This is a genomic window from Rheinheimera sediminis (assembly GCF_004005375.1).
GTDB lineage: Bacteria > Pseudomonadota > Gammaproteobacteria > Enterobacterales > Alteromonadaceae > Pararheinheimera.
The window spans coordinates 62,528-83,990 of sequence record NZ_RZUF01000019.1; the positions used below are offsets into that span (position 1 = coordinate 62,528).

The 21,463-nt window shown below is 46.2% G+C and carries 18 protein-coding genes; 13 read left to right on the forward strand and 5 right to left on the reverse strand.

Features of this window, described 5'->3' with window-relative positions; genetic code table 11:
- Positions 1 to 954 carry an AAA family ATPase gene (locus tag EMM73_RS14035; protein WP_127687375.1) on the reverse strand — a complete coding sequence of 318 codons (954 nt, stop codon included), beginning with the start codon at positions 952 to 954 and terminating at the stop codon, positions 1 to 3.
- Between the two features lie 337 nt (positions 955 to 1,291).
- On the opposite strand from EMM73_RS14035, the gene fadI reads away from it, so the two are divergent.
- The 5 genes from fadI (at position 1,292) to maoP (ending at position 8,003) form a co-directional block, all read left to right on the forward strand.
- Positions 1,292 to 2,602 carry an acetyl-CoA C-acyltransferase FadI gene (gene fadI / locus EMM73_RS14040; RefSeq protein ID WP_127687315.1) on the forward strand — a complete coding sequence of 437 codons (1,311 nt, stop codon included), beginning with the start codon at positions 1,292 to 1,294 and terminating at the stop codon, positions 2,600 to 2,602.
- Positions 2,602 to 4,725 carry a fatty acid oxidation complex subunit alpha FadJ gene (fadJ, locus tag EMM73_RS14045; protein ID WP_127687317.1) on the forward strand — a complete coding sequence of 708 codons (2,124 nt, stop codon included), beginning with the start codon at positions 2,602 to 2,604 and terminating at the stop codon, positions 4,723 to 4,725. The genes fadI and fadJ overlap by 1 nt, the downstream gene beginning before the upstream one ends.
- Positions 4,726 to 4,948: 223 nt before the next feature.
- Positions 4,949 to 7,042: a S9 family peptidase gene (locus tag EMM73_RS14050; protein WP_261373438.1), complete on the forward strand. Its 2,094-nt coding sequence runs from the start codon at positions 4,949 to 4,951 to the stop codon at positions 7,040 to 7,042.
- Between the two features lie 183 nt (positions 7,043 to 7,225).
- Positions 7,226 to 7,417, forward strand: a complete 192-nt coding sequence (locus tag EMM73_RS14055; RefSeq protein WP_127023842.1) for a hypothetical protein — start codon at positions 7,226 to 7,228, stop codon at positions 7,415 to 7,417.
- Between the two features lie 238 nt (positions 7,418 to 7,655).
- A complete protein-coding gene (maoP, locus tag EMM73_RS14060; RefSeq protein WP_127687321.1) occupies positions 7,656 to 8,003 on the forward strand; it encodes a MaoP family protein in 348 nt (115 codons plus the stop codon).
- A 62-nt stretch (positions 8,004 to 8,065) separates the two neighbouring features.
- Here the strand turns inward: maoP and EMM73_RS14065 are convergent, their stop codons facing one another.
- Together EMM73_RS14065 and EMM73_RS14070 are read right to left on the reverse strand one after the other, a co-directional pair.
- A complete protein-coding gene (locus EMM73_RS14065; RefSeq protein ID WP_127687323.1) occupies positions 8,066 to 10,303 on the reverse strand; it encodes a putative bifunctional diguanylate cyclase/phosphodiesterase in 2,238 nt (745 codons plus the stop codon).
- A 54-nt stretch (positions 10,304 to 10,357) separates the two neighbouring features.
- On the reverse strand, positions 10,358 to 13,111 hold the full coding sequence (locus tag EMM73_RS14070; RefSeq protein ID WP_261373439.1) for an insulinase family protein: 2,754 nt from the start codon (positions 13,109 to 13,111) through the stop codon (positions 10,358 to 10,360).
- A 190-nt stretch (positions 13,112 to 13,301) separates the two neighbouring features.
- On the opposite strand from EMM73_RS14070, the gene sixA reads away from it, so the two are divergent.
- Positions 13,302 to 13,793, forward strand: coding sequence for a phosphohistidine phosphatase SixA (gene sixA, locus EMM73_RS14075; RefSeq protein ID WP_261373440.1), 492 nt, complete (start codon positions 13,302 to 13,304; stop codon positions 13,791 to 13,793).
- Here the strand turns inward: sixA and smrB are convergent.
- Positions 13,777 to 14,313, reverse strand: a complete 537-nt coding sequence (gene smrB, locus EMM73_RS14080) for an endonuclease SmrB (protein WP_127687327.1) — start codon at positions 14,311 to 14,313, stop codon at positions 13,777 to 13,779. The genes sixA and smrB overlap by 17 nt on opposite strands.
- Positions 14,314 to 14,348: 35 nt before the next feature.
- Between smrB and prmB the strand changes: the two genes are divergently transcribed.
- The 6 genes from prmB to EMM73_RS14110 all read left to right on the forward strand — a co-directional run bounded on the left by prmB (position 14,349) and on the right by EMM73_RS14110 (position 19,878).
- Positions 14,349 to 15,296: a 50S ribosomal protein L3 N(5)-glutamine methyltransferase gene (prmB, locus tag EMM73_RS14085; RefSeq protein ID WP_127687329.1), complete on the forward strand. Its 948-nt coding sequence runs from the start codon at positions 14,349 to 14,351 to the stop codon at positions 15,294 to 15,296.
- A 36-nt stretch (positions 15,297 to 15,332) separates the two neighbouring features.
- A complete protein-coding gene (gene aroC, locus EMM73_RS14090; protein ID WP_127687331.1) occupies positions 15,333 to 16,430 on the forward strand; it encodes a chorismate synthase in 1,098 nt (365 codons plus the stop codon).
- A 91-nt stretch (positions 16,431 to 16,521) separates the two neighbouring features.
- The gene (locus EMM73_RS14095; protein ID WP_186435233.1) at positions 16,522 to 17,685 is read left to right on the forward strand and encodes an MFS transporter; all 1,164 of its coding nucleotides are present in this window, start codon (positions 16,522 to 16,524) and stop codon (positions 17,683 to 17,685) included.
- A gap of 46 nt (positions 17,686 to 17,731) precedes the next feature.
- A complete protein-coding gene (locus EMM73_RS14100; protein ID WP_222422669.1) occupies positions 17,732 to 18,889 on the forward strand; it encodes an ATP-NAD kinase family protein in 1,158 nt (385 codons plus the stop codon).
- Between the two features lie 2 nt (positions 18,890 to 18,891).
- On the forward strand, positions 18,892 to 19,170 hold the full coding sequence (locus EMM73_RS14105; RefSeq protein ID WP_127687335.1) for a YfcL family protein: 279 nt from the start codon (positions 18,892 to 18,894) through the stop codon (positions 19,168 to 19,170).
- 87 nt (positions 19,171 to 19,257) lie between these two features.
- Positions 19,258 to 19,878, forward strand: coding sequence for an FKBP-type peptidyl-prolyl cis-trans isomerase (locus EMM73_RS14110; RefSeq protein ID WP_127687336.1), 621 nt, complete (start codon positions 19,258 to 19,260; stop codon positions 19,876 to 19,878).
- A gap of 53 nt (positions 19,879 to 19,931) precedes the next feature.
- Here the strand turns inward: EMM73_RS14110 and dsbB are convergent, their stop codons facing one another.
- Complete coding sequence (dsbB, locus tag EMM73_RS14115; RefSeq protein ID WP_127687338.1) at positions 19,932 to 20,465, reverse strand: disulfide bond formation protein DsbB; 534 nt, start codon at positions 20,463 to 20,465, stop codon at positions 19,932 to 19,934.
- A 182-nt stretch (positions 20,466 to 20,647) separates the two neighbouring features.
- Here dsbB and fadR point away from each other — a divergent pair, with 182 nt between their 5' ends.
- On the forward strand, positions 20,648 to 21,367 hold the full coding sequence (gene fadR, locus EMM73_RS14120) for a fatty acid metabolism transcriptional regulator FadR (RefSeq protein ID WP_127687340.1): 720 nt from the start codon (positions 20,648 to 20,650) through the stop codon (positions 21,365 to 21,367).
- The last annotated feature ends 96 nt before the right edge of the window (positions 21,368 to 21,463 follow it).

The following is a 21,463-nucleotide window of genomic DNA, read 5'->3' on the forward strand; positions in this document are numbered from 1 at the left end:
TCAGGCAACAGGAACCAGTTTTAAAATCTCTCTGAGTACATCATCTGTGCTTAAGCCCTGGGCTTCGGCATCGTAAGTTAAAATCAGGCGATGACGTAACACATTAAAAAACACCGCCTGAATATCATCCGGCGTGACAAAGTCACGGCCTTCCAACCAGGCTTTAGCGCGGGCGCAACGCTCCAGCGCAATACTGGCACGTGGGCTGGCACCATAAGCTATCCACTTCGCCAGTTGCTCGCTATAAGCTTTGGCATTGCGGGTTGCCATCACCAACTGCACTATGTAGTTTTCCAGGCTTTCGGCCATATGCAGTTTTAAAATATCCTGACGAGCGGCAAAAATATCGGCTTGGCTAATAGGACTCAATTTAGCCTTTTCATGGGATAAAGCTTCACCTCGGGTTAAACGTAAAATAGCCAGTTCAGTGGCTGCATCAGGATAATCCACTTTCAGATGTAATAAAAACCGGTCGAGCTGCGCTTCAGGCAAAGGGTAAGTACCTTCCTGCTCAAGCGGGTTTTGCGTAGCCATGACTAAAAACAGTTCGGGCAGGGCATAGGTTTTACGGCCTACGGTAATTTGTTTTTCTGCCATAGCTTCTAACAAGGCCGACTGTACTTTAGCAGGTGCGCGGTTAATTTCGTCAGCCAAAATAATATGGTGAAACAAAGGACCTGCCTGAAATTCAAATTGCCCGGTTTCAGGGCGGTAAATATCAGTGCCTGTTAAATCGGCTGGTAATAAATCCGGCGTAAACTGAATACGGTGAAAACGACCTTCGACACCATGGGCCAAAGCATTCACTGCGCGAGTTTTGGCTAAGCCCGGTGGGCCTTCCACCAGTAAATGACCATTGGCCAATAAAGCCAACAAAATACCTTCTGTCAGCGCGTGTTGACCTAAGACCTGACTGTCCAGATAGTCTTTTAAAGCGGAGAATGCCTTTACCATAATACTCACTACTATTTTTTAGTTATCATCGTCAGTTAAACCCTTCGTACTTGAAGCTGCCGCTTTGTTGACTGCGTGCTCTCGCCCCAGTCACATAAGTAAACTATGCTCCTCAGGTCTCACGCTCTTGTCGCCGCTCTGCAACACCAATTACTTTGGGTATATTGTTGTTTGTTTTCCAAGCAGTTAGCTCAAAAAAAAGCTAGGCTAAGACCACTTGCTTTTATATAAGGTTCAAGACGTTTTAAAACAAGTGTTTTAATTTGCCTGATCTCTGGTTACAATCGAAATTATCTACAGGTCAGACCTGTCAAAAGTCACATAAAGAGGATTGTCCATGGCTGCGCCACTACAACTTACCACACGTCAGGGAGACCGTATCGCCATAGTGCGTGGTCTGCGTACTCCATTTGCTAAACAAGCCACCGAATTCCATGGCGTCTCAGCGCTGGAACTGGGCAAGCTGGTCGTCAACGAACTGCTGATCCGTAGCGAATTATCGCCCAAGTTAATAGATCAATTGGTTTTTGGTCAAGTTGTACAAATGCCGGAAGCTCCAAACATTGCTCGTGAAATCGTGTTAGGCACTGGCATGAATGTGCATACAGATGCCTTCAGCGTCACCCGTGCTTGTGCTACCAGCTTCCAGTCTGTGGTCAGTGTGGCCGAAAGCATGATGGCAGGAGTGACGGAAATTGCTATCGCTGGTGGTGCAGACTCAAGCTCTGTGTTGCCTATTGGCGTCAGCAAAAAATTAGGCCGTGCTTTAGTGGATTTAAACAAAGCCAAAACTTTTGGTCAGAAACTGGCGATTTTCCGCCGCTTAGGTTTAAAAGATTTATTACCGGTACCTCCTGCTGTGGCCGAATACACCACGGGTTTGTCTATGGGGGATACGGCTGAACAAATGGCCAAAACCCATGGTATCAGCCGTGCTGATCAGGATGCGATGGCGCACCGTTCACACAGCTTAGCGGCGCAGGCCTGGAAAGACGGTTTGTTAAAAGATGAAGTGATGGCCGCTCATATTGAGCCGTACAAAACTTTCCTTGAAATCGACAACAATATCCGGATGGATTCCAAGCTGGAATCGTACAGCAAGTTAAAACCAGTATTTGACCGTCAGTTTGGTACAGTCACAGCAGCCACCAGCACCCCTTTAACAGATGGTGCTTCCGCTGTATTGATGATGACCGAAAGCCGTGCCAAAGCCATGGGCTATGAAGTGCTGGGTTATATCCGCAGCTATGCTTTTGCCGCTATTGATGTCTGGGAAGATATGCTGATGGGCCCGTCTTATGCGACACCTATTGCGTTGGATCGTGCAGGCCTGAAGCTGTCTGACCTAACCCTGATTGAAATGCACGAAGCTTTTGCCGCTCAGGCACTGGCCAATATGAAAATGTTTGGCAGCAAGAAGTTTGCTGAAGAAAAATTGGGTCGCGCTGAAGCCATAGGTGACATTGATATGGCGAAATTTAACGTCATAGGTGGTTCTTTAGCCTACGGCCATCCTTTTGCGGCGACTGGCACCCGTTTAATTACTCAAACCTTAAATGAATTAAAACGTCGTGGTGGTGGTATTGGTTTAACCACGGCTTGTGCTGCAGGTGGTTTAGGTGCAGCTATGATAGTGGAGACTGAATAATGAGCCAGCCGACTTTTAGTTTAAGCATTCGCCCTGATCAGATTGGGGTCATTAGCATGGATGTCGCTGGCGAGAGCATGAATGTGCTCAAAGCTGCTTTTGCTGATGAAATTAAATCTTTGCTCAGCGAAATCAAAAACAATAAAGATATTAAAGGTTTAGTTATTATCAGTGGCAAGCCGGATTCATTTATCGCTGGTGCTGATATTTCGATGCTGGATGGCTGCACTACAGCGCAGCAAGCCGAAGACATTGGCCGCATGGGCCAACTGGTGTTTAACCAGCTTGAAGCTTTAGCTATTCCTTTAGTGGCTGCTATTCATGGCCCTTGCTTAGGCGGTGGCTTAGAGCTGGCGTTAGCTTGTCATGCCCGTATAGCTACTACAGACAATAAAACTGTATTGGGTTTACCTGAAGTACAACTGGGCTTATTGCCTGGCAGTGGTGGTACTCAGCGTTTACCTCGTCTGGTTGGTATTCAAAAAGCTTTGGATATGATTTTAACCGGTAAGCAGCTGCGTGCTGCTCAGGCGAAAAAAATCGGTTTAGTCGATGCAGTAGTACCAAAAAGTATTTTGCTGGAAGCCGCAGTGCAATTAGCTCTCAAAGGCAAACCGGCAGCCCGTGAAGTCAAACTGAACTTTGTGGGTAAAGTGCTGGAAAAAACACCTTTTGGCCGCGCTGTTGTATTTAGCCAGGCCGAAAAACAAACCTTAGCCAAAACTCAAGGTAATTATCCTGCGCCGCTGAAGATCCTCAAAGCCATTAAAGCCGGTGTGGATGGTGGTTTTAATAAAGGTCTGGATGTAGAAGCCAAAGCTTTTGGTGAGCTCTGCATGACCAGTGAGTCCAAAGCTCTACGTTCATTATTTTTCGCCACCACTCAGATGAAAAAAGAGACTGGGGCAGGGGATGTGGTGCCACGTAAAGTGCGTAAAGCCGCTATTTTAGGTGGTGGTTTGATGGGCGGTGGTATCGCCAACGTCACAGCCACTAAAGCTGGCGTGCCGGTGCGGATCAAAGACATAAGCCAGCAGGGTATTTCCAATGCAATGAAATACAGCTACAGCCTGCTGGAGAAAAAGCTGCGTAAGCGTTTTGTTACTAAGACTGAAGTGCAAAAACAAATGTCTTTGCTGACAGGCACCACAGATTACAGTGGTTTCCACGATGTGGATTTAGTGGTTGAAGCTGTGTTTGAAGACTTAAACTTAAAGCAGCAGATGGTGGCTGATATCGAAACCAATTGCTCAGAACATACGGTGTTTGCCAGCAACACCAGTTCATTGCCAATAGGTCAGATCGCGGCCAAAGCGGCTCGCCCTGAAAATGTGATTGGTCTGCATTACTTCTCTCCTGTGGACAAAATGCCACTGGTCGAAGTGATAGCTCATGACAAAACCTCGGCTGAAACTATCGCGACTACTGTGGCTTTTGCCCGCAAGCAAGGCAAAACGCCAATAGTTGTCAAAGATGGCGCAGGTTTTTATGTCAACCGTATTCTGGCGCTGTATATGAATGAAGCGGCCAATATACTGCTTGAAGGCGAACCAGTTGAAGCGCTGGATAAAGCGCTGGTGAAATTTGGTTTCCCTGTAGGTCCTATTACCTTGCTCGATGAAGTGGGCATAGACGTAGGCGCTAAAATTTCCCCCATTCTGCTGAATGAATTGGGTGAGCGTTTTACTGCCCCAGCTGCTTTTGATCGCTTGTTAGCCGACGGTCGAAAGGGGCGTAAAACCGAAAAAGGTTTTTACCTTTACGGCGCCAAAGCCAAAGGCAAGAAACAGGTGGATGCATCAGTGTATACAGTACTGGGTTTAAACCCAGCTGCGAAATTAAGCGGAGATCAAATAGCGCTGCGCTGTGTGGTGCAAATGCTGAACGAAGCAGTGCGCTGTTTAGAAGAAGGCATTATCAGCAGTGCTCGTGACGGTGATATAGGGGCTATCTTTGGTATAGGCTTCCCGCCTTTCTTGGGCGGCCCGTTCCGCTATATCGATCAGATGGGCGCCGCCACTTTGGTAGCGCATCTGCGTAGCTTTGAGAGCCGTTTCGGTGCTCGTTTTGCCCCAAGTAAGTTGTTGCTGGAAAAAGCAGAGCAAAACACTACTTTTTACTAACAGATGATGTGATAACAAAAGGCCTCAGTTTGACCAACTGGGGCCTTTTTTCTTTTTTGCCTTCCTTTTGTTACATTTGAGTGATAACTGCTTGTTTTTCCGTGGTGGTGACTTGATTCATGATGTGTTAACGTTTTGTCTTCGTTTAACCAACAAAATCCACGTGCAGAAAAGAGAGATGAAGATGCCCAATCCAGTTCGTATCCTTAGTTATGGAGTTGCCATGCTTACCAGTGTTCAACTGATGGCCGCCATGCCGTCGTCAGCGCCAATAGCAGCTGTAAAACCTTATGTTGTGAAGTCAGAGCACGGTGACAGACAAGACCCTTACTACTGGCTTCGGGACGATAAAAGGCAGGCTCCCGAAGTTTTAGCTTATCTGAATGCCGAAAATCAGTATTACCAGCAGTATGCCGATCACTACAAAGCACTAAATAATAGCCTGGCGGATGAAATTATCGGTCGAGTGAAGCAGGATGACAGCACTGTCCCTGCTGTCAAAGGAGACTATTCCTATTACACCCGCTTTGAGCAAGGCAAAGAGTATCCTATTTATGCGCGTAAACCCAAAGCAGGCGGCGCTGAGCAAGTGATGCTGGATGTGAACAGCATGGCAGAAGGTAAAGACTTCTATCAAATAGGTAACTTTCAGGTCAGTCCCAATCAGCAGTTGCTGGCGTACGCAGAAGACACTACAGGTCGGCGTAATTACAACCTCAAAGTTCGTGACTTACGCACCGGCAAAGACTCAGCCACTACTATTACCGGTGCTGAAGCTTCTATTGCCTGGTCGGCTGATAACAGTCAGCTATTTTATATTGAAAAAGACCCACAGACATTGTTGGGTACCAAAGTGCGCCGCCATACGCTAGGTCAGGATGTGGTCAAAGATGAAGTGTTGTACGAAGAAAAAGACAGCAGCTTTTATATGGGCGTAGCCAATAGTGCTGATGATAAGTTTGTGGTGATTTGGCTTGGCAGTACAGTCTCCAATGAGATGCTGGTGCTGAAAAGTGATGATAAGTCTGGCAAATTTACCTCTATAGCACCACGTCAGCGCGATTTTAAATACGAAGTTGAGCATATCGATAATCGTTGGGTGATCCTGACCGACTGGGATGCGCCTAATTATCGTCTGATGACGGTGAATGATGATCAGATAGGTGATCGCAGCCGCTGGCAGCCGTTGTTGGCTCATAACCCTGATGTATTTATTGACTCATTCCAGCTGTTTACCGACTATCTGGTGATTAATGAACGTAGCAATGGCCTGGACAGAGTGCGTCTGATGCCTTGGGCTGATTTGACGAAAGCCCAGTATGTAGCATCTGATGAAGCTGCTTATGTGGCCAAAACAGACAACAATCCAGAACAAAATAGTCTTTGGTTACGTTACCGTTATACCTCGTTAACCACTCCGTCTTCTGTGTATGAAATGCATATGAAAACAGGCGAAAAACGTTTGTTGAAGGAACAGGAAGTCTTAGGTGGTTTTGATAAAAACAACTATCAGACAGAGCGTGTCTGGGCGACTGCTCAAGATGGTACTCAAATTCCGGTCAGTCTGTTGTATAAAAAGGGCCTGAAAAAAGATGGTACAGCACCTTTGTATCAGTACGCTTATGGCTCTTATGGCATCTCCAGTTCTCCATCCTTTCGAAGCACAGTGTTGTCTTTAGTAGACCGTGGTTTTGTATATGCTATTGCTCATATTCGTGGTGGACAGGAAATGGGGCGTGCCTGGTATGAAAACGGTAAGCTATTGAAAAAAATCAATACCTTTACTGACTTTATCGACGTCACTGATTACCTGGTCGCTGAAAAATATGCAGCGAAAGATAAAGTCTTTGCCATGGGCGGCAGTGCCGGCGGTCTGTTAATGGGCGCTATTGCCAATATGGCGCCGGAGAAATACCGTGGTCTGGTGGCTCATGTACCTTTTGTTGACGTAGTGACTACTATGCTGGATGAATCTATTCCACTGACAACCAATGAGTTTGACGAGTGGGGCAATCCAAAACAAAAAGCTTACTACGACTACATGCTGTCGTATTCACCTTATGATCAGGTTAAAAAACAGGCTTATCCGGCCATTCTGGTGACTACAGGTTTGCATGATTCGCAAGTACAGTACTTTGAACCAGCCAAATGGGTTGCGAAGCTACGTACCATCAAAACCGATCAGCAGCCTTTACTCTTTCGCACCACTATGGAAGCGGGGCATGGTGGCAAATCCGGGCGTTTCTCACGTTTGATTGAAGTTGCGGACGAATACGCTTTTATTTTGTCCCTACTACCTGCCACACCTGCGTTATAAGTCAGCATTAAGAAGTCTGAAGTAAGAGATCAACGGCGCTACATCTGTGATGTGCGCCTTTTTCTTTAATGCTGCCCTGATCCCAACTTTCGTCGCATTTCAGAATGTTTTTCTTAAACCCTGGTTGCTCTCTCTGGTATAGTGCACCGGTTTTTAAGCAGAGTTGCTACGCAGGAGGTCAGTGTGGTGTTTATCCTGAGTCTGTTATGTCTGAGCAGTGTTAGTGTCTATATTGCAGCCTTACGTGCAGGAATGGCAGCAAAGCGCTGGGCTCTGGCTGCATTCTGTTTAGGTCCTTTGGTGCTTCCTTTGTTTCATAACCATAAAAGACTGACTTTGCGTCGTGCCTTTGGTCGTTTTTCGAATTTCTTTTAAGACTGATCCCTCTCTTTTTTAATGACGTAACTATGCATGTAGTTTTTGACTGACTAAAAAGGTTATTGGTCAATTAGTTGCGGTTATTTTCTAAGCAAAATATAGCTTGCGCGGTGTTTCACAATCATTTCTTTTGACAAAGCAAAATTTTTGTTTGACGAGTCTGATTTTGTTTACCATACTGCGCACAGTTTGATTCGGATAGCTGTAGATACAACAAAATTAGAGGAAAAAAGTGATGCAGCAAAGTTTTGTCGCTAACCGTCGCTTTTTCGATGACCAGAATTTCCCTAAGGGATTCACCAGGTCCGGGCGCTTTACTCTGGCAGAGGGTAATCTGCTGGAAAAACATGGCAACGCCATGCAGGAACTGGAAGCAGGCTCACGCCAGCCAGTCAATGAAGAAGAGCAACGTTTCGTCGCTGTTTGCAAAGGTGAGCAGGAAGCCAGCAGTCAGTATGAAAAGGTTTGGATGAAGTACAAGCAACGTTTGCAGGAAAAACGCAAATTCCATACCGTATTCGGTAAGAAGCGTATTGCTGACGGTGGAGAAGATTTCTCCTTCGTAGATAACGACGCAGATTAGTACTGGGGGTCAGGCCTTGAATGTTGAATTCAACACTCAAGGCCTGACCCCTTTGGTTTTTTTCAAGCAGGAACAGCTGCTAACTTGGGTTTTTGTTGTTTCTGTTGTTTTAAGAACAAACCAAATTCCTGAGCTGACAAAGCTTTGCTGTAAAAATACCCCTGAATAATCTCACAGCGCAGTTGTTTCAGCTGTTGCAGCTGCTCTGCATGTTCTACCCCTTCGGCAACAACAGTCAGATTAAGGTTGTGTGCTATGGTGACTATAGTGTCTACCATATTGCGGCCTCTGGCTGTGTTCATATCGTCGATAAAAGCTTTATCTATTTTCAATGTGTTCAGTGGGAACTGCTTTAGATAGGCTAAAGATGAGTAGCCAGTACCAAAGTCATCCATAGCTAAATGAATGCCCCGAGCCCTTAGTTTTTTCATGGTATCTATGGCTAAGGTCGGCGACTGCATTACTGTGCCCTCAGTGATTTCTAGCTCAAGGTGATAAGACGGCAGTTCTGAGCGTCGCAAAATATCGTCTATCTGCTCACACAAGAATGGCAGCATAAATTGCTTGGCGGATAAATTGACTGCAACACGGCCATGAAACAGGCCCATATCTATCCAGCGTTTAACATCTTCACAGGTTTTTTGCAGAACTACTTCGCCAATCTCCAGAATTTGACCTGTCTCTTCTGCGACAGGAATAAAAGCAGCCGGGCTTATTAAGCCTTTTTTTGGTGTAATAAAACGAACCAAGGCCTCCATACCCACCAACTGCCCAGTAACTATGTCCATCTTTGGCTGATAATAAACAGTGAAATAATCTTCTTTTAAACCATGACGGATCAGGTTTTCTACCTGTAAACGTTTGACCGCCAGTTTATTCATGGAGTCATTAAAAAACAGATACCGGTTGGCCCCTTCATTTTTGGCGTGGTACATGGCGGTATCGGCGTTTCGCAATAGCGCCTGAGGGTCGTGGCCATCTTCCGGATAAAGTACTATGCCTATACTGCTGGTGATGGCTAATTCATGTTGTTCGATAAAAAATGGCAGATTAATTTGTTTTAGTAAATCTTTGGCCAGACTGGTGATGTTATGAATATCATTGGTGTTTTCAAGCAGTACGGCGAACTCATCCCCACCCAAACGGTATAACTTGGCTTTAAAGCGGATAAAATGACTTAAACGTTCAGATAGCTTACACAGCAGAGTATCACCCAGTTCATGACCCAAAGAGTCGTTTATTTTTTTGAAGTTGTCTAAGTCGAACACCAAAAGCGCATGCTCCACTTTTTCACGCACTGACTGGGTTAAATGACTGGAAAAACGAGCCCGGTTTGGCAAGCCTGTCAGAGTGTCAGTGTCCGCCAAACGATTCAGTTCTGCTTCTCTTTTCTTTCGATCACTGATGTCAGAAACTACGCCAACAAATTGCTGTACCTGACCTTGCTCATCCTTGATCACATCAAAACTGAGTTCAGCTTGAAACAACTCACCGTTATGCCTTTTGTCTTCAATTTCGCCAGCCCAATACCCCTGCTCCAGTAAAGCCTGGCGGATTTCGTGTAAAAAGCGGGCAGGGTAGAGGCAAAGCTCAAAAACGTTATTTAGCACGGACTCGCGACTTTTGCCCGTCATGGTGACAAAGGCAGGGTTGACCTCTAGCAAAGAAAAATTAGTATCACAGACCATCACCGCATCAGAGATGTTGTCTAAGCAACGTGCGAACAAGCTTAGGCGCTCTTCGGTTTCTTTTAATTGCTGAATATTTTTTAAGGTACCTGTCATTCTGATCGCTTGACCTTGCTCGTTCAGTTGCACCACTTTGCCTCTGTCGAGTACCCAAAGCCACTGACCATTGGCTGCTTTGATGCGATAACTGGCTTCAAATATCGGAGTCATGCCATGCATATGTTGTTGCAATGAACTAGTGACTCTCTCTACATCTTGTGGATGGATTTCAGAACGATTGGGTGGAAACTGTTGGCTATCGCCAGGTTGTTCAAGGGGTTGATGCCAGGAGCTTGAACGGTATAATTGACCGGCCTGCATGTCCCAGTCCCAAAGCTCATCACCGCTACCCCACAAAGATAGCCGCAAACGTTCTTCACTTTGCTCAAGTTTAGTCTGATAGCGGCGCATCCTTACTATGCTCAGGTGAGCCAGAGTTAATGCAACAATCGAAAGGACTGAGATAATGGTCAATACGTAAGGCTGCAACTGCTCCCAGCCTGCGGCATACGCAGGCAAAGGTGCAGTGAGAACAAGGCTAAATGCCAAAGAAAAAACAGGAGTAAGGCGCACAGTAAGACTTTTTTAATTTATGTTATTTCACGTTAACGAAAGTTGTCAGGACTGTCAAAGCCATTCCGACAATAAAGGTAATTTCTCTAATAAATTGAACGGGTTTTGTTCAGTCAAATGGCTATGGTCAGGCTTATCCCCCGTAGCCAGAAAAATAGCATCATAGTCTGGCGCCAACAGTTGGTAAAAAAATGCGATAAAATCAGTCAGGCTTAATTGCTCTAACGCCTGTTCAATTTGCCCGTTTAAGTCAAATTGATGATCACCTTGACCAATTGCCAGCCACAAACGTTTAGCTCTGGCGCCCAGGCTGCTGTCGCGTTCTTTTATTTGCGTTGACAAGCCTTGTTTCATCTGCACAAATTCCTCTTCATCCAGCGCTTCAAGCTCTGACAAAAAGTTTTTGTAAAAAGCCAAGGTGGCTTGGTACAAATCGGCACATGATGCCGAAGGGCTTTGAATATAAAAAGCGATACCGGGTAACAGGTTCATAGGCACATAACCAGTGCCCACCAGATAGCCCAACTGCTGCTCAGTGCGCAACACATGGAAATATTCCGGAGAGAGTAAATGATTTGCCAACATAAAAAGCGCCATATCCACAGGCCGCTTTTGCCGTGATGGTAAGTAAATCACCAGTGCCTGATCACTGTGTTCAACAGGCACCTTGACCCAGACAGGCCCTATACCCTCTGTGTTATAACGCTGGCGAGGCAAAGCTTCACCCTGTAGTTGTTCTGCAAGCCAAGACCTTAAAGACTGACTTAACTGTTCTGCGTCCTCTTTACGCCAGTTACCCAGCATAAAAGCGTCCAGATGGACTTGTTTCAGCAGTTGTTGATGAAACTGTTTGAAAGCGCTGAAACTTTGTTGCTGTAACGCCTCTGCCAGTTGATCAATATCTGGGTTCAAAGGCTGTAACAAGGAGGACAGCTGGCTGAATAATTTGGACACAGGTTTATTTTTGCTATGGTTTTGCCAGTGTCGTATCAACTGACGTTTGATTTCATCAAAACGCAGCTCATCAAATGGACAAAAGCACATCTGCCCCAATAAGTCAGAAACCAGTTTAATTTGATTTCCAGCTAATCCGCTGCTGTGCAAGCTGATGCCATTGTGTTGTACGTGCAAATGATAAGTCAGGCCCGCTGTTGTCGCCGCATAAAAACTTTCGTTGATTTGATCCTGAAACAACTCTAGCCATAAACGGCTGCAGGCCATTTGAGCGACAGAACCAATGCAATTGGGTAAATTCAACTGAACAAAAATATGACCTTTCGGTGTTTTAAAGTCGGTATCTGCTTTAAACCACAACTTAAAGCCACTTTCCTTCGCCATTAAAACCGGCTTGGTCATATGATCAGCTTCTTCCAACAAGTTTAGTTGTGTTACCAGGTAAGGATTACTTTGTGGCAAATGACTGCCTGCTGGCACCTGAGCCTGCAAATAGGCTTGTAACTGGATTGGTTGGAGTGGTTGCACGCTGTATGGGGTTTGATACCAGCGAGCTTCACGATTGGCCTGAATTTCAGGCGCAATAAACATCACTCTCATATTATCAGGCCTGAAAAACTGCAATAGTTCCCGGTACAAGGGATCTGGTGGCAGATCCATCCTGTAATCGCCGTAGACATAATCATCCACTGGATAATGCTGCATATTCACCGACAAGTCGCAGGCTCCCTGCAGCGCAGTGCTCGGTTCCTGATACAAGTAGCTCCATTGCACTAAACGTTGACGCTCCAAAAACAGCTGATGTGGAAATGGCGATTGACGAAGTAGCTGCAACTGACCAAACAAAGTTTCGATGATTTGTTCTTTGGCAAGGACCCCTTGCTCTGTTAACTCAAATGATAAGGTGAAATCCTTATAGTTACTGCCATCTATGCCACCACCCGCACTTAGCTGATTGACCCAGCCTTTGTCCTTTGTATAGGCGAGTAAAGAACCCGGACCTTCATCCCCTAATAAATGCGCCAAAAAAGAGATCAGCTTGTATTTATACCAAGGCTGGATGTCCGGCAACGCGAAGCTGGCAACGAGCCGTTGGCTAAATTTATGTGGAGCTATGTCTAATTGCAGAGCTTGATGTTCATCCAGATACAAAGGTTGCGATAATGAGGCTTTTGCGCTGACATCATTAGGTAAGGTTTCGAAGTATCGGTGAACCAGCTGTTCCAGTTGTTGCAAAGGTAATGGTGATACCAGGCATAAAGTCATACGACGGGCGCCGTATTGCTCTTTGAAAAACTGCTGAACAGCCTGTTGCAGGCTTTGTTCTGGTGTATCGCACAAGGTCAACAAATTGCCCACAGAAAACTTGGCAAAAGGGTGGGCTGGATTCACAGTTTCTTTGTGTACCTGATAGATGCGTCTGCTGTCGTCTTTTAACTTAAGTGAAAACTCAGCTTCAATAGCCTGGCGCTCTTTTTCAATGTAATCAGCGTGAAACAGCGGGGCTCGAAACATGTCAGAAAATCTGTCAAGGGCCTGTTCAAAGTAATCTGTGTCTATGTCGAAAAAGAAACTGCTATGTTCAGTGCCTGTCCAGGCATTGTGACTGCCACCATGATGATTAATAAAATGCTGATAGTCACCGGCATCCGGATACTTTTCCGTGCCTAAAAAAAGCATGTGCTCCAAAAAGTGGGCTAAACCCTGGCGCTCTGCCGGATCATCAAAGTGTCCGACATTGATGGTCAGAGCTGCTGCACTTTTTTCTGCATCTTGTTGATGCACTAAGAGCACGGGCAGTTGGTTCGATAAATTCAATGCCAAATACTGACGTTTATCGTTAGGGCTTTGCATTAACTGGCTTTTTTTCAATTTATGCCTCGTGACAGGAACCCTGAAAATACAGAATGCGAGGGTTCATCATAGCGATTAGGAATATAATAACGCAATTTTATGCTTTATTAGCAGTTACTGTCGGCCGTAACTTTCATTATCATAGCGCACTCTTTTCGCGAGCGTCGCGAAGTTGTAACTGGTAGCAACAATGGTAAATTTGGTTATTATGCGGCACGGTGAAGCTGAACCGCAGTACTTGAGCGACAGTGAACGACAATTAACAGCAGCAGGTCAGGCCGAAGTCAGTCAAATGGCTGAGTGGCTGCTCCACCACTATAGTGCATTTGACCGGATTTTCTCCAGCCCTTATCGTCGGACTGCTCAAACTGCGGCACTTTTGGTGTCTCATGGGCTGACAAACCAGGCTGCTGAGCTAAATACAGATCTGGTGCCTGAGGGAAATGCACAGCTAGTGGTCGATTTTCTCGACGTGCTGTACGCAGAAAATCCTGAAGCCAAAATAGTGCTGGTCTCTCATATGCCGCTGGTGAGCTTTTTGGTTGAAGCTTTAACCCGCAGTGGACAGACGCCAATCTTTGACACTGCAGGTATGGCTTGCATTTGTTACCATCAACATAAAGGGGGTATAAAAGAATATGCCTGCCCAAGCCTGATCGAGCGGGTTAAGTCGGTGTCCTGAGTAACACCAGTAAAGCACCATCCCGGCCCCATTCGGTAGGGGCCGTATGAAAAGCCCGTACATTGGGGTGCTGCACCAACCAGTTGGGTACTCTTTTTGCCAGAATACCCAGTCCTTTGCCATGAACCACACAAGCGCAATTAAAATGCTGTTGCTCGCAATAAGCCAATAAACCAGACAATTCGGTTTTGGCTTGTTGTTGGGTTAAACCATGTAAATCCAACACTACGGCTGGGCGGAATTCGCCTCTTTTTAATTGACGGGCTAAAGTGGGGTCATCACCTGTCTGGACAAAAGCCAGAGTCTGGCTATCGCTGAAAAAGCCTTCATATTGGTCGGAAAAGTAAAACAAATGGCTATCTGGACTGCTATTTGTTAAAGTTGCGGCCATTCTGACCTTGCCGGGTTGGCGGGCAAAAGGTATCTTGTCCTGCTGCAAGGGGCGTGCGCCTGTCACCGAATCTCGGAACAGCTGCTTTTCATCATCAGGAAGATCTGGAACTGGTGTTTTTTTTCGCATGCCCGAAGTCTAACCAATCACTAGAGTAAAACACAATGACAGAGCATCAAAGCAGCCATCTGACTGCGGAAATTATAGACGAAGCCATCCGCGAGCTGCATTCCATTCACGACTGGTTACGCTGGTCTGTCAGTCAGTTTAACAAAGCCCACATCTATTTTGGCCATGGTACTGATAATCCATGGGATGAGGCGGCCTTGCTGCTGGCGCACAGTTTGGATATGGCGCGTATTACTGAAAACCTGTTGTCACTGCGCATGACCAGCACCGAAGCCAAAGTCTTTTGCGATTTGTTGCTGCAACGCATTGAACAACGTATTCCGGCTGCTTATTTAACTCAGCAAGCCTTTTTCTGTGGTTTGAGTTTTTATGTCGACGAGCGGGTGTTAGTGCCACGTTCTCCTATAGGCGAGCTGATTAACCGAAGCTTCGAGCCTTGGTTTAAAGCGCAAAAACCAGCCCGTATTTTAGATTTATGCACCGGCTCTGGATGTATTGCTATTGCCTGCGCTAAGCAATTTCCTGATGCCGAAGTGGATGCATTAGATATCAGTGAAGATGCACTCGACGTGGCTATTTTTAATATCGAGCAGCATGAGCTGGAACATCAGGTATTTCCGATGTTGTCTGATGGTTATGATGCGATCAAAGGCCAGACCTACGATTTGATCGTGACTAACCCGCCCTATGTTGATGCTGAAGATATGGCTGACTTGCCAGATGAATACCATCATGAGCCTGAATTAGGTTTAGCCTCTGGTCAGGATGGTTTAGAGCTGACACGCCGCATTTTGTCTGAAGCCGCAGAACATTTAAATGATGGTGGCTGGCTGATTTGTGAAGTAGGTAACAGCATGGTCGCACTGCAAGAGCAATATCCGGATCTGCCTTTGCAATGGTTGGAGTTTGAACGTGGTGGTTTGGGCGTATTTGCCATCAGCAAAACCGATTTAGTAAAACATCAGGATAGTTTTTCAGCTTAATTAGTCAGAACAGATAATAAGATTCAGGAGTAGAAGATGTCGGGTAACTCTATAGGTCAACTGTTTAAAGTGACCACCTTTGGTGAAAGCCATGGCCCCGCTATTGGTGGCATAGTGGATGGCCTGCCGCCCGGCTTAAAGCTCGATTTGGAACAAATTCAGCTTGAACTGGATAGACGCAAACCCGGCACTTCGCGTTACACCACAGCGCGTCGCGAAGACGATATTGTCAAAATCTTATCTGGAGTATTTGAGGGTGTCAGTACAGGCGCATCCATAGGTTTATTGATTGAAAATACCGATCAGCGCTCACAGGACTATTCAGCGATTAAGGACCTGTTCCGTCCGGGGCACGCCGATTACACCTATTGGCATAAATTTGGTATCCGAGATTACCGTGGTGGCGGCCGCTCTTCAGCCCGTGAAACTGCGGTGCGTGTCGCAGCTGGTGCCATTGCCAAGCAGTACTTAAAAGCCAAGTTTGGCATCGAAATTCGTGGTTATCTGGCCCAACTTGGTCCTGTTAAAGCGCAGAAGCTGGATTGGGCTCAGGTCGAGCAAAACGCCTTTTTTTGCCCTGATGTCGATGTAGTTGAGCAGTTAGATGAGTATATGCGTCAACTGAAAAAAGACGGTGACTCAGTCGGTGCTCGTATTAACGTAGTGGCTTCCGGTGTGCCTGTGGGGTGGGGCGAGCCAGTGTTTGACCGCATTGATGCCGATATAGCCCATGCCATGATGAGTATTAATGCCGTCAAAGCAGTCGAGATTGGCGATGGTTTTGCTGTAGTAGAACAGCGCGGCTCGACTCATCGCGATGAGCTGCGTTTAGCTGGCTTTAGTGCCAACCATGCGGGCGGTACTTTAGGTGGCATTACGTCGGGCCAGGATATTAACGTCAGTATTGCGTTAAAACCTACGTCCAGTATCAGCATTCCAGGTCAAACTATTACCACTAGTGGTGAAGAAACAGAGATGATCACCAAGGGCAGACACGACCCTTGTGTCGGCATTCGTGCTGTACCTATCGCTGAGGCGATGCTGGCGATAGTACTGATGGATCATTTTCTGCGCCACAGAGCACAAAATGCGGATGTGGTTGTCACAACACCGGATATAGCAAGGCAGCCGTAACGGTTTGAGATAGAATAGAAACGTCGCTTAACGCGGCGTTTTGTTTTTTTACATCGTAGTGATGTACTTTTAATTTTGTAGTGGAAATCTGATGAAACTTGCCACCACCCCAGCTTTGGGCCTCGCTTACTTTGCTTATTTTGCCGTATTGGGCATTTTTGTTCCTTATCTGCCGATGTTTCTTGATGGTCGTGGTTTTAATTCTCACGACATAGGCTTGCTGCTGGCAATAGTCACCACCAGCCGGATTATTGGCCCTAGCCTCTGGGCTATGGTGGTAGAGCGCAAAGGCGACCCTATCAGTGTGATGCGTTTTGGCGCTGTGCTCGCATCCATTGGCTGGCTGAGCAGTTACGTTGATTTTGGCTATTGGCCTCTGGTATTGGGTTTGGGATTATTCAGCTTATTCTGGACTGCGATTTTGCCACAGCTGGAGGTCAGCGCTTTTCATTATCTGAACAACGACAGCACTGTGTACGGTCGTGTCCGCAGTTTTGGTAGTGTCGGCTACATCGTTGTTGTGATGCTGGGTGGGCTGCTGCTGCAACATTTTGGCTCAGAGTTTTTGCCTTGGGGGGCCACTGTGTTTTTGGCACTGCTGCTTGGAACTTTGTTTCTACTGCCGTCGTTTACCTTAAAAAATACTGAAGGACAGGAGTCTATTCGTTTCAGAACTCTGTTTAAGCATCCGGTGTTTTTACGTTTTATGGCGGCCACTTTTTTAATGCAAATCAGCTTTGCACCTTTTTATGGTTTCTTTATTTTGTATTGCCGCGACTTAGGTTACAGCGGTGTGACTTCAGGAATGATGATCGCACTGGCGGTGTTGGCAGAAATTATTGCGTTTTTCTACGCCGGTAAAGTATTAAACCGTTTTAGTTATAGAGTGTTACTAACCTTTTGTTATGGCCTGACCATAGTACGCTGGTTGATTGTGGCTTATTTGGCAGAACACTGGTATTGGCTGGCTTTTAGTATGTTATTCCACGCCGCCAGTTTTGCATTGGCTCACAGCTGCGCTATGCAGTTTATTCAGAGCTTTTTTGCACCAGCGCAGCGTAGCCGTGGTCAGGCTTTGTATGCAGGTGTAGTGTATGGCGGCGGTGGTGCTATTGGCGCTTATTGTGCCGGCGTACTATGGGCTGATGGACCTGGCGCTACTTTAACTTTTGTCAGTGCTGCAGTGGCGGCTTTAGGCGCCACCTTAATGGCCTTTTCTTTGCCAAAAACCTTGCGTCAACCGCAAAACCTTTAGCGCAGTAGTGAGTTCCTGCTGGGCATTGCAGGTGTAAAAGGCTACAATGCGGCGTTTTTTTTACGCTGTAGAGGGTGTTGTGGCCAGTCTGTTTCGTTTAGGTTTAATTATCAATCCTGTAGCCGGAGTAGGTGGTGCTGTTGCACTGAAAGGCAGTGATGGCGTGGTGGAACAGGCTTTAGCTTTAGGTGCTGTGCCTCAGGCGCAAAATAAAACCGCTTTGGCCTTAGATCAGTTGTTGCCTCTGAAAGAACAGATACAAATACTGACGGTTGCTGGTGCTATGGGCGCTGATTTATTAGCATCTTTAGGCTTTCACTTTCAGATTTGTTACACACCAGAATCCAGCCACACCTCTGCAGACGATACAGAACAAGCTGCTACTGCCATCGCAGAACAGGGCGTGGATTTATTGTTATTTGCCGGTGGTGATGGCACAGCACGGAATATCTGTGCTGCTGTTGGTGAACGCGCTACTGTGCTTGGTGTGCCAGCAGGCTGTAAAATTCATTCCGGCGTTTATGCCATTAGCCCATTGGCAGCTGGCAAAGTCATAGCTCAATTGGTTAAAGGCGAGTTAGTCACTTTAACCGAAGCTGCTGTGATGGATATAGACGAAACGGCCTTCCGTCAGGGCATAGTGCGCGCTAAACGTTTTGGCGAAATGCGTATTCCAGCCGAGCTGCGTTATATCCAAAGTGTGAAAAATGGCGGTAAAGAAGCAGAAGAGCTGGTTTTGGATGATTTAGCAGCCTATATAGCCAGCACCATGGACGATGACGTGCGTTATGTGATGGGCTCAGGCTCCACTGTCGCCGCCGTAATGAAAGAATTAGGTTTGCCCAATACCTTATTAGGCGTTGATGTGGTTGAAAATGGTCAACTGATTGCCTCCGATGTCACAGCCACAGAGTTGCTGGAGCTGGTGCAGGATTATCCAAGCAAGCTGGTGATCACCTTAATTGGCGGGCAGGGTCATGTGTTTGGCCGCGGTAATCAGCAATTAAGTCCTGCTGTTATTCGCGCAGTGGGCCGCGCTAATATTTGTTTAGTCGCCACTAAAACTAAACTACAGCAACTCGAAGGCCGGCCTTTATTAGCCGATACCGGTGATGCAAATCTTGATCAGCAATTACAGGGCCTGATCCCTGTGCTGGTTGGTTACAACGATTATGTGATGTACAGACTAGGTCTGGAGGAGTGAAAATGCAGGACGTTCAGGCCTATATTCAGCAGGTTGCCCAGTTTTTAGATGCAATGGTGCAAAAAGCCAGTGATGATGAATTGTTTGCCGGTGGTTATTTACGTGGCCACTTTGATTTAGCCGTGGGGCGTTTAGAGCTTACTGAACAGCACTTTGATCGGGCTGAACTTGCTGATTCTGTGCAACAGAGCCTTGATTCAGCTATTGACGGTGGTGAGCTGACTGAACAGGACCAAAGCCTGGTTTTAGGTTTATGGCAGCAGCTACAACAACTTTCGTGATCTGATGTTGCATCAGATTGAAACTGAAGCCGAATTTGATTTGCGCTTCTACAACGCGCTTCATGCGCCAAACTACAAGTGAACTTTATGTCTACTAAATTTACCAGCTTAGAGCAACACGCCAGTTATGGCATAGGCCTGCAAATGGGTCAGCAACTTGCTGACAACCCTTTTGACGGTTTGGATATTCTGGCGGTAGCCGCAGGTTTAGCTGCTGCTTTCCAGGGTGACGAGCCAGAAGTATCTGAACAGCAAATTGGTGCTGCGTTCCAGGTGATCAGCCAGCGTATGCAGGAACAACAGGAAGAACAAGCCAAAGCTTTAGCTGGCGCTGGTGAAGCTTTCCTGGCTGAAAATGCGAAAAAACCAGGCGTGACTGTGACTGAGTCGGGTTTACAATACGAAGTATTAGTACAAGGTGATGGCGAGAAACCAACCAAAGCTTCTACAGTGCGTACGCACTACCACGGCACTTTGATTGACGGTACTGTGTTTGACAGCTCGTATGACCGTGGTCAGCCTGCTGAATTCCCTGTTTCTGGCGTGATCGCCGGCTGGACTGAAGCGCTGCAACTGATGCCAGTTGGTACCAAGTTACGTTTAACTATCCCACACAACCTGGCTTACGGTGAGCGTGGCGCTGGTGGCAAAATTGCGCCATTCAGTACTTTAGTCTTTGATGTAGAGCTGTTAGCTATCATCGGCTAATAGCGTGTTTTATAAAAAAAGGAGCCTTTTGGCTCCTTTTTTAGATGTTGAATTTAGTCGTATGGATTGTATTTTTGCTTCTTAAACTGGCTGAAAATTAACATCAGTGACAGTAGCGTATAAACTACAAAAATGACACGAGTCCAGACTGGCATGGAGAGATCCATAAAACGCCAGGCTATATCACCACACATACCTGTTGGATTAAAAACTTCCGGAAACCATTTATCTAAAGGTAAACCCAGCGGGAATTCAGGAAACAAGCTGCAGGTATATAAACCGCCAGATTGCACTAGCTCTTCTACGCCTACGTGTTCGTGGGTAATGATAAAACCCCAAATCGAACTCGCACTAAAAGTGAATAAAGCTATCCAGCGTAATAAACCATTGGTCGGTGAAATTAACGCGATCAGGGCTGCGAAAATAACACCTGTCAATGCTGCTCTGGCATAAACACATAACATGCAAGGCTGTAAATTCATTTGATATTGAAAGTACAACGCCAGACCTAACAACACTGTGGCTGACAGAGCTAAAACGAGCCATGCCGATCGTTGTTTTGACCATTTTGCCAGACTGGATAACATTCGGATCCCTTTGTTTGATAAAACAAAACTATAAGTTGCTCAATCTAAGGTAAAAACAGCCGAAAGACAACCCACAGCGCGCTGAACAGCTATTTTTAATCCATAGCTTGTTAACTGCTTTGTCTCTGGTACAATCAGTGCCATTTATCTGACATTATAATAATGACAACGGGCTCATCCGCATGACTATGAATTTAATTAAAGCGCAAAGCCCAGCTGGTTTTGCTGAAGAATATATCGTTGAATCTATCTGGAATGGTAAATTTGCGCCGGGCTCCATTCTGCCAGCTGAACGTGAACTGTCAGAGCTGATCGGCGTCACCCGCACGACCCTACGCGAAGTATTGCAGCGTTTAGCTCGTGATGGCTGGTTGACTATCCAACACGGTAAACCAACAAAGGTTAATAATTTCTGGGAAACCTCAGGCTTAAATATTCTCGAAACGCTGGCGCGTTTAGATGAAGAACGTATGCCTGAGTTGGTGGATGAGTTGTTATCTGCCCGCACTAACATCAGTGCAATTTATATTCGTGGTGCTATTAAAACCCATAAAGATCAGGTCATAGCTTCGTTCGCCGGCGCAGAAGATTTAGCAGACACGGCTGAAGCTTTTGCTAGTTTTGATTACAACCTGAATCATGAAATGGCGTTGCATTCCTCCAATCGCATTTATGTGCTGATTTTAAATGGCTTCCGTGGTCTGTATAACAAAATCGCTCGGTTTTACTTTTCATCTTCTGAAGCCCGCGAGCTGGCTCGTCAGTATTACAGCCAGTTAAAGCAGTATGCAGAAGCAGGTAAACATGACGAAGTGGTGTTTGCGGTACGTAAGTACGGTAAAGAAAGTGGAAAAATCTGGGCTGGTTTACGCTCACAGATTCCAAAAGATTTAATCGAGTAGTCAGACACCGCCGAAAGGCGGTTTTTTTGTGCCTTCGTACTTGCAGCCGCAGCGTTGTTGACTGCGCGCCCGAGCCCAAGTCACATAGTGGACTAT

What these genes read in the sequence shown, in the direction of transcription:
- EMM73_RS14050 (WP_261373438.1), top strand. Translation starts at nt 4,949, where the DNA reads ATGCTTACCAGTGTTCAACTGATGGCCGCCATGCCGTCGTCAGCGCCA.
- aroC (WP_127687331.1), top strand. Translation starts at nt 15,333, where the DNA reads ATGTCGGGTAACTCTATAGGTCAACTGTTTAAAGTGACCACCTTTGGT.
- EMM73_RS14100 (WP_222422669.1), top strand. Translation starts at nt 17,732, where the DNA reads ATGCGGCGTTTTTTTTACGCTGTAGAGGGTGTTGTGGCCAGTCTGTTT.
- prmB (WP_127687329.1), top strand. Translation starts at nt 14,349, where the DNA reads ATGACAGAGCATCAAAGCAGCCATCTGACTGCGGAAATTATAGACGAA.
- EMM73_RS14095 (WP_186435233.1), top strand. Translation starts at nt 16,522, where the DNA reads ATGAAACTTGCCACCACCCCAGCTTTGGGCCTCGCTTACTTTGCTTAT.
- dsbB (WP_127687338.1), bottom strand. Translation starts at nt 20,465, where the DNA reads ATGTTATCCAGTCTGGCAAAATGGTCAAAACAACGATCGGCATGGCTC.
- sixA (WP_261373440.1), top strand. Translation starts at nt 13,302, where the DNA reads ATGGTAAATTTGGTTATTATGCGGCACGGTGAAGCTGAACCGCAGTAC.
- fadR (WP_127687340.1), top strand. Translation starts at nt 20,648, where the DNA reads ATGACTATGAATTTAATTAAAGCGCAAAGCCCAGCTGGTTTTGCTGAA.
- smrB (WP_127687327.1), bottom strand. Translation starts at nt 14,313, where the DNA reads ATGCGAAAAAAAACACCAGTTCCAGATCTTCCTGATGATGAAAAGCAG.
- fadJ (WP_127687317.1), top strand. Translation starts at nt 2,602, where the DNA reads ATGAGCCAGCCGACTTTTAGTTTAAGCATTCGCCCTGATCAGATTGGG.
- EMM73_RS14105 (WP_127687335.1), top strand. Translation starts at nt 18,892, where the DNA reads ATGCAGGACGTTCAGGCCTATATTCAGCAGGTTGCCCAGTTTTTAGAT.
- EMM73_RS14070 (WP_261373439.1), bottom strand. Translation starts at nt 13,111, where the DNA reads ATGCAAAGCCCTAACGATAAACGTCAGTATTTGGCATTGAATTTATCG.
- EMM73_RS14035 (WP_127687375.1), bottom strand. Translation starts at nt 954, where the DNA reads ATGGTAAAGGCATTCTCCGCTTTAAAAGACTATCTGGACAGTCAGGTC.
- EMM73_RS14110 (WP_127687336.1), top strand. Translation starts at nt 19,258, where the DNA reads ATGTCTACTAAATTTACCAGCTTAGAGCAACACGCCAGTTATGGCATA.
- maoP (WP_127687321.1), top strand. Translation starts at nt 7,656, where the DNA reads ATGCAGCAAAGTTTTGTCGCTAACCGTCGCTTTTTCGATGACCAGAAT.
- fadI (WP_127687315.1), top strand. Translation starts at nt 1,292, where the DNA reads ATGGCTGCGCCACTACAACTTACCACACGTCAGGGAGACCGTATCGCC.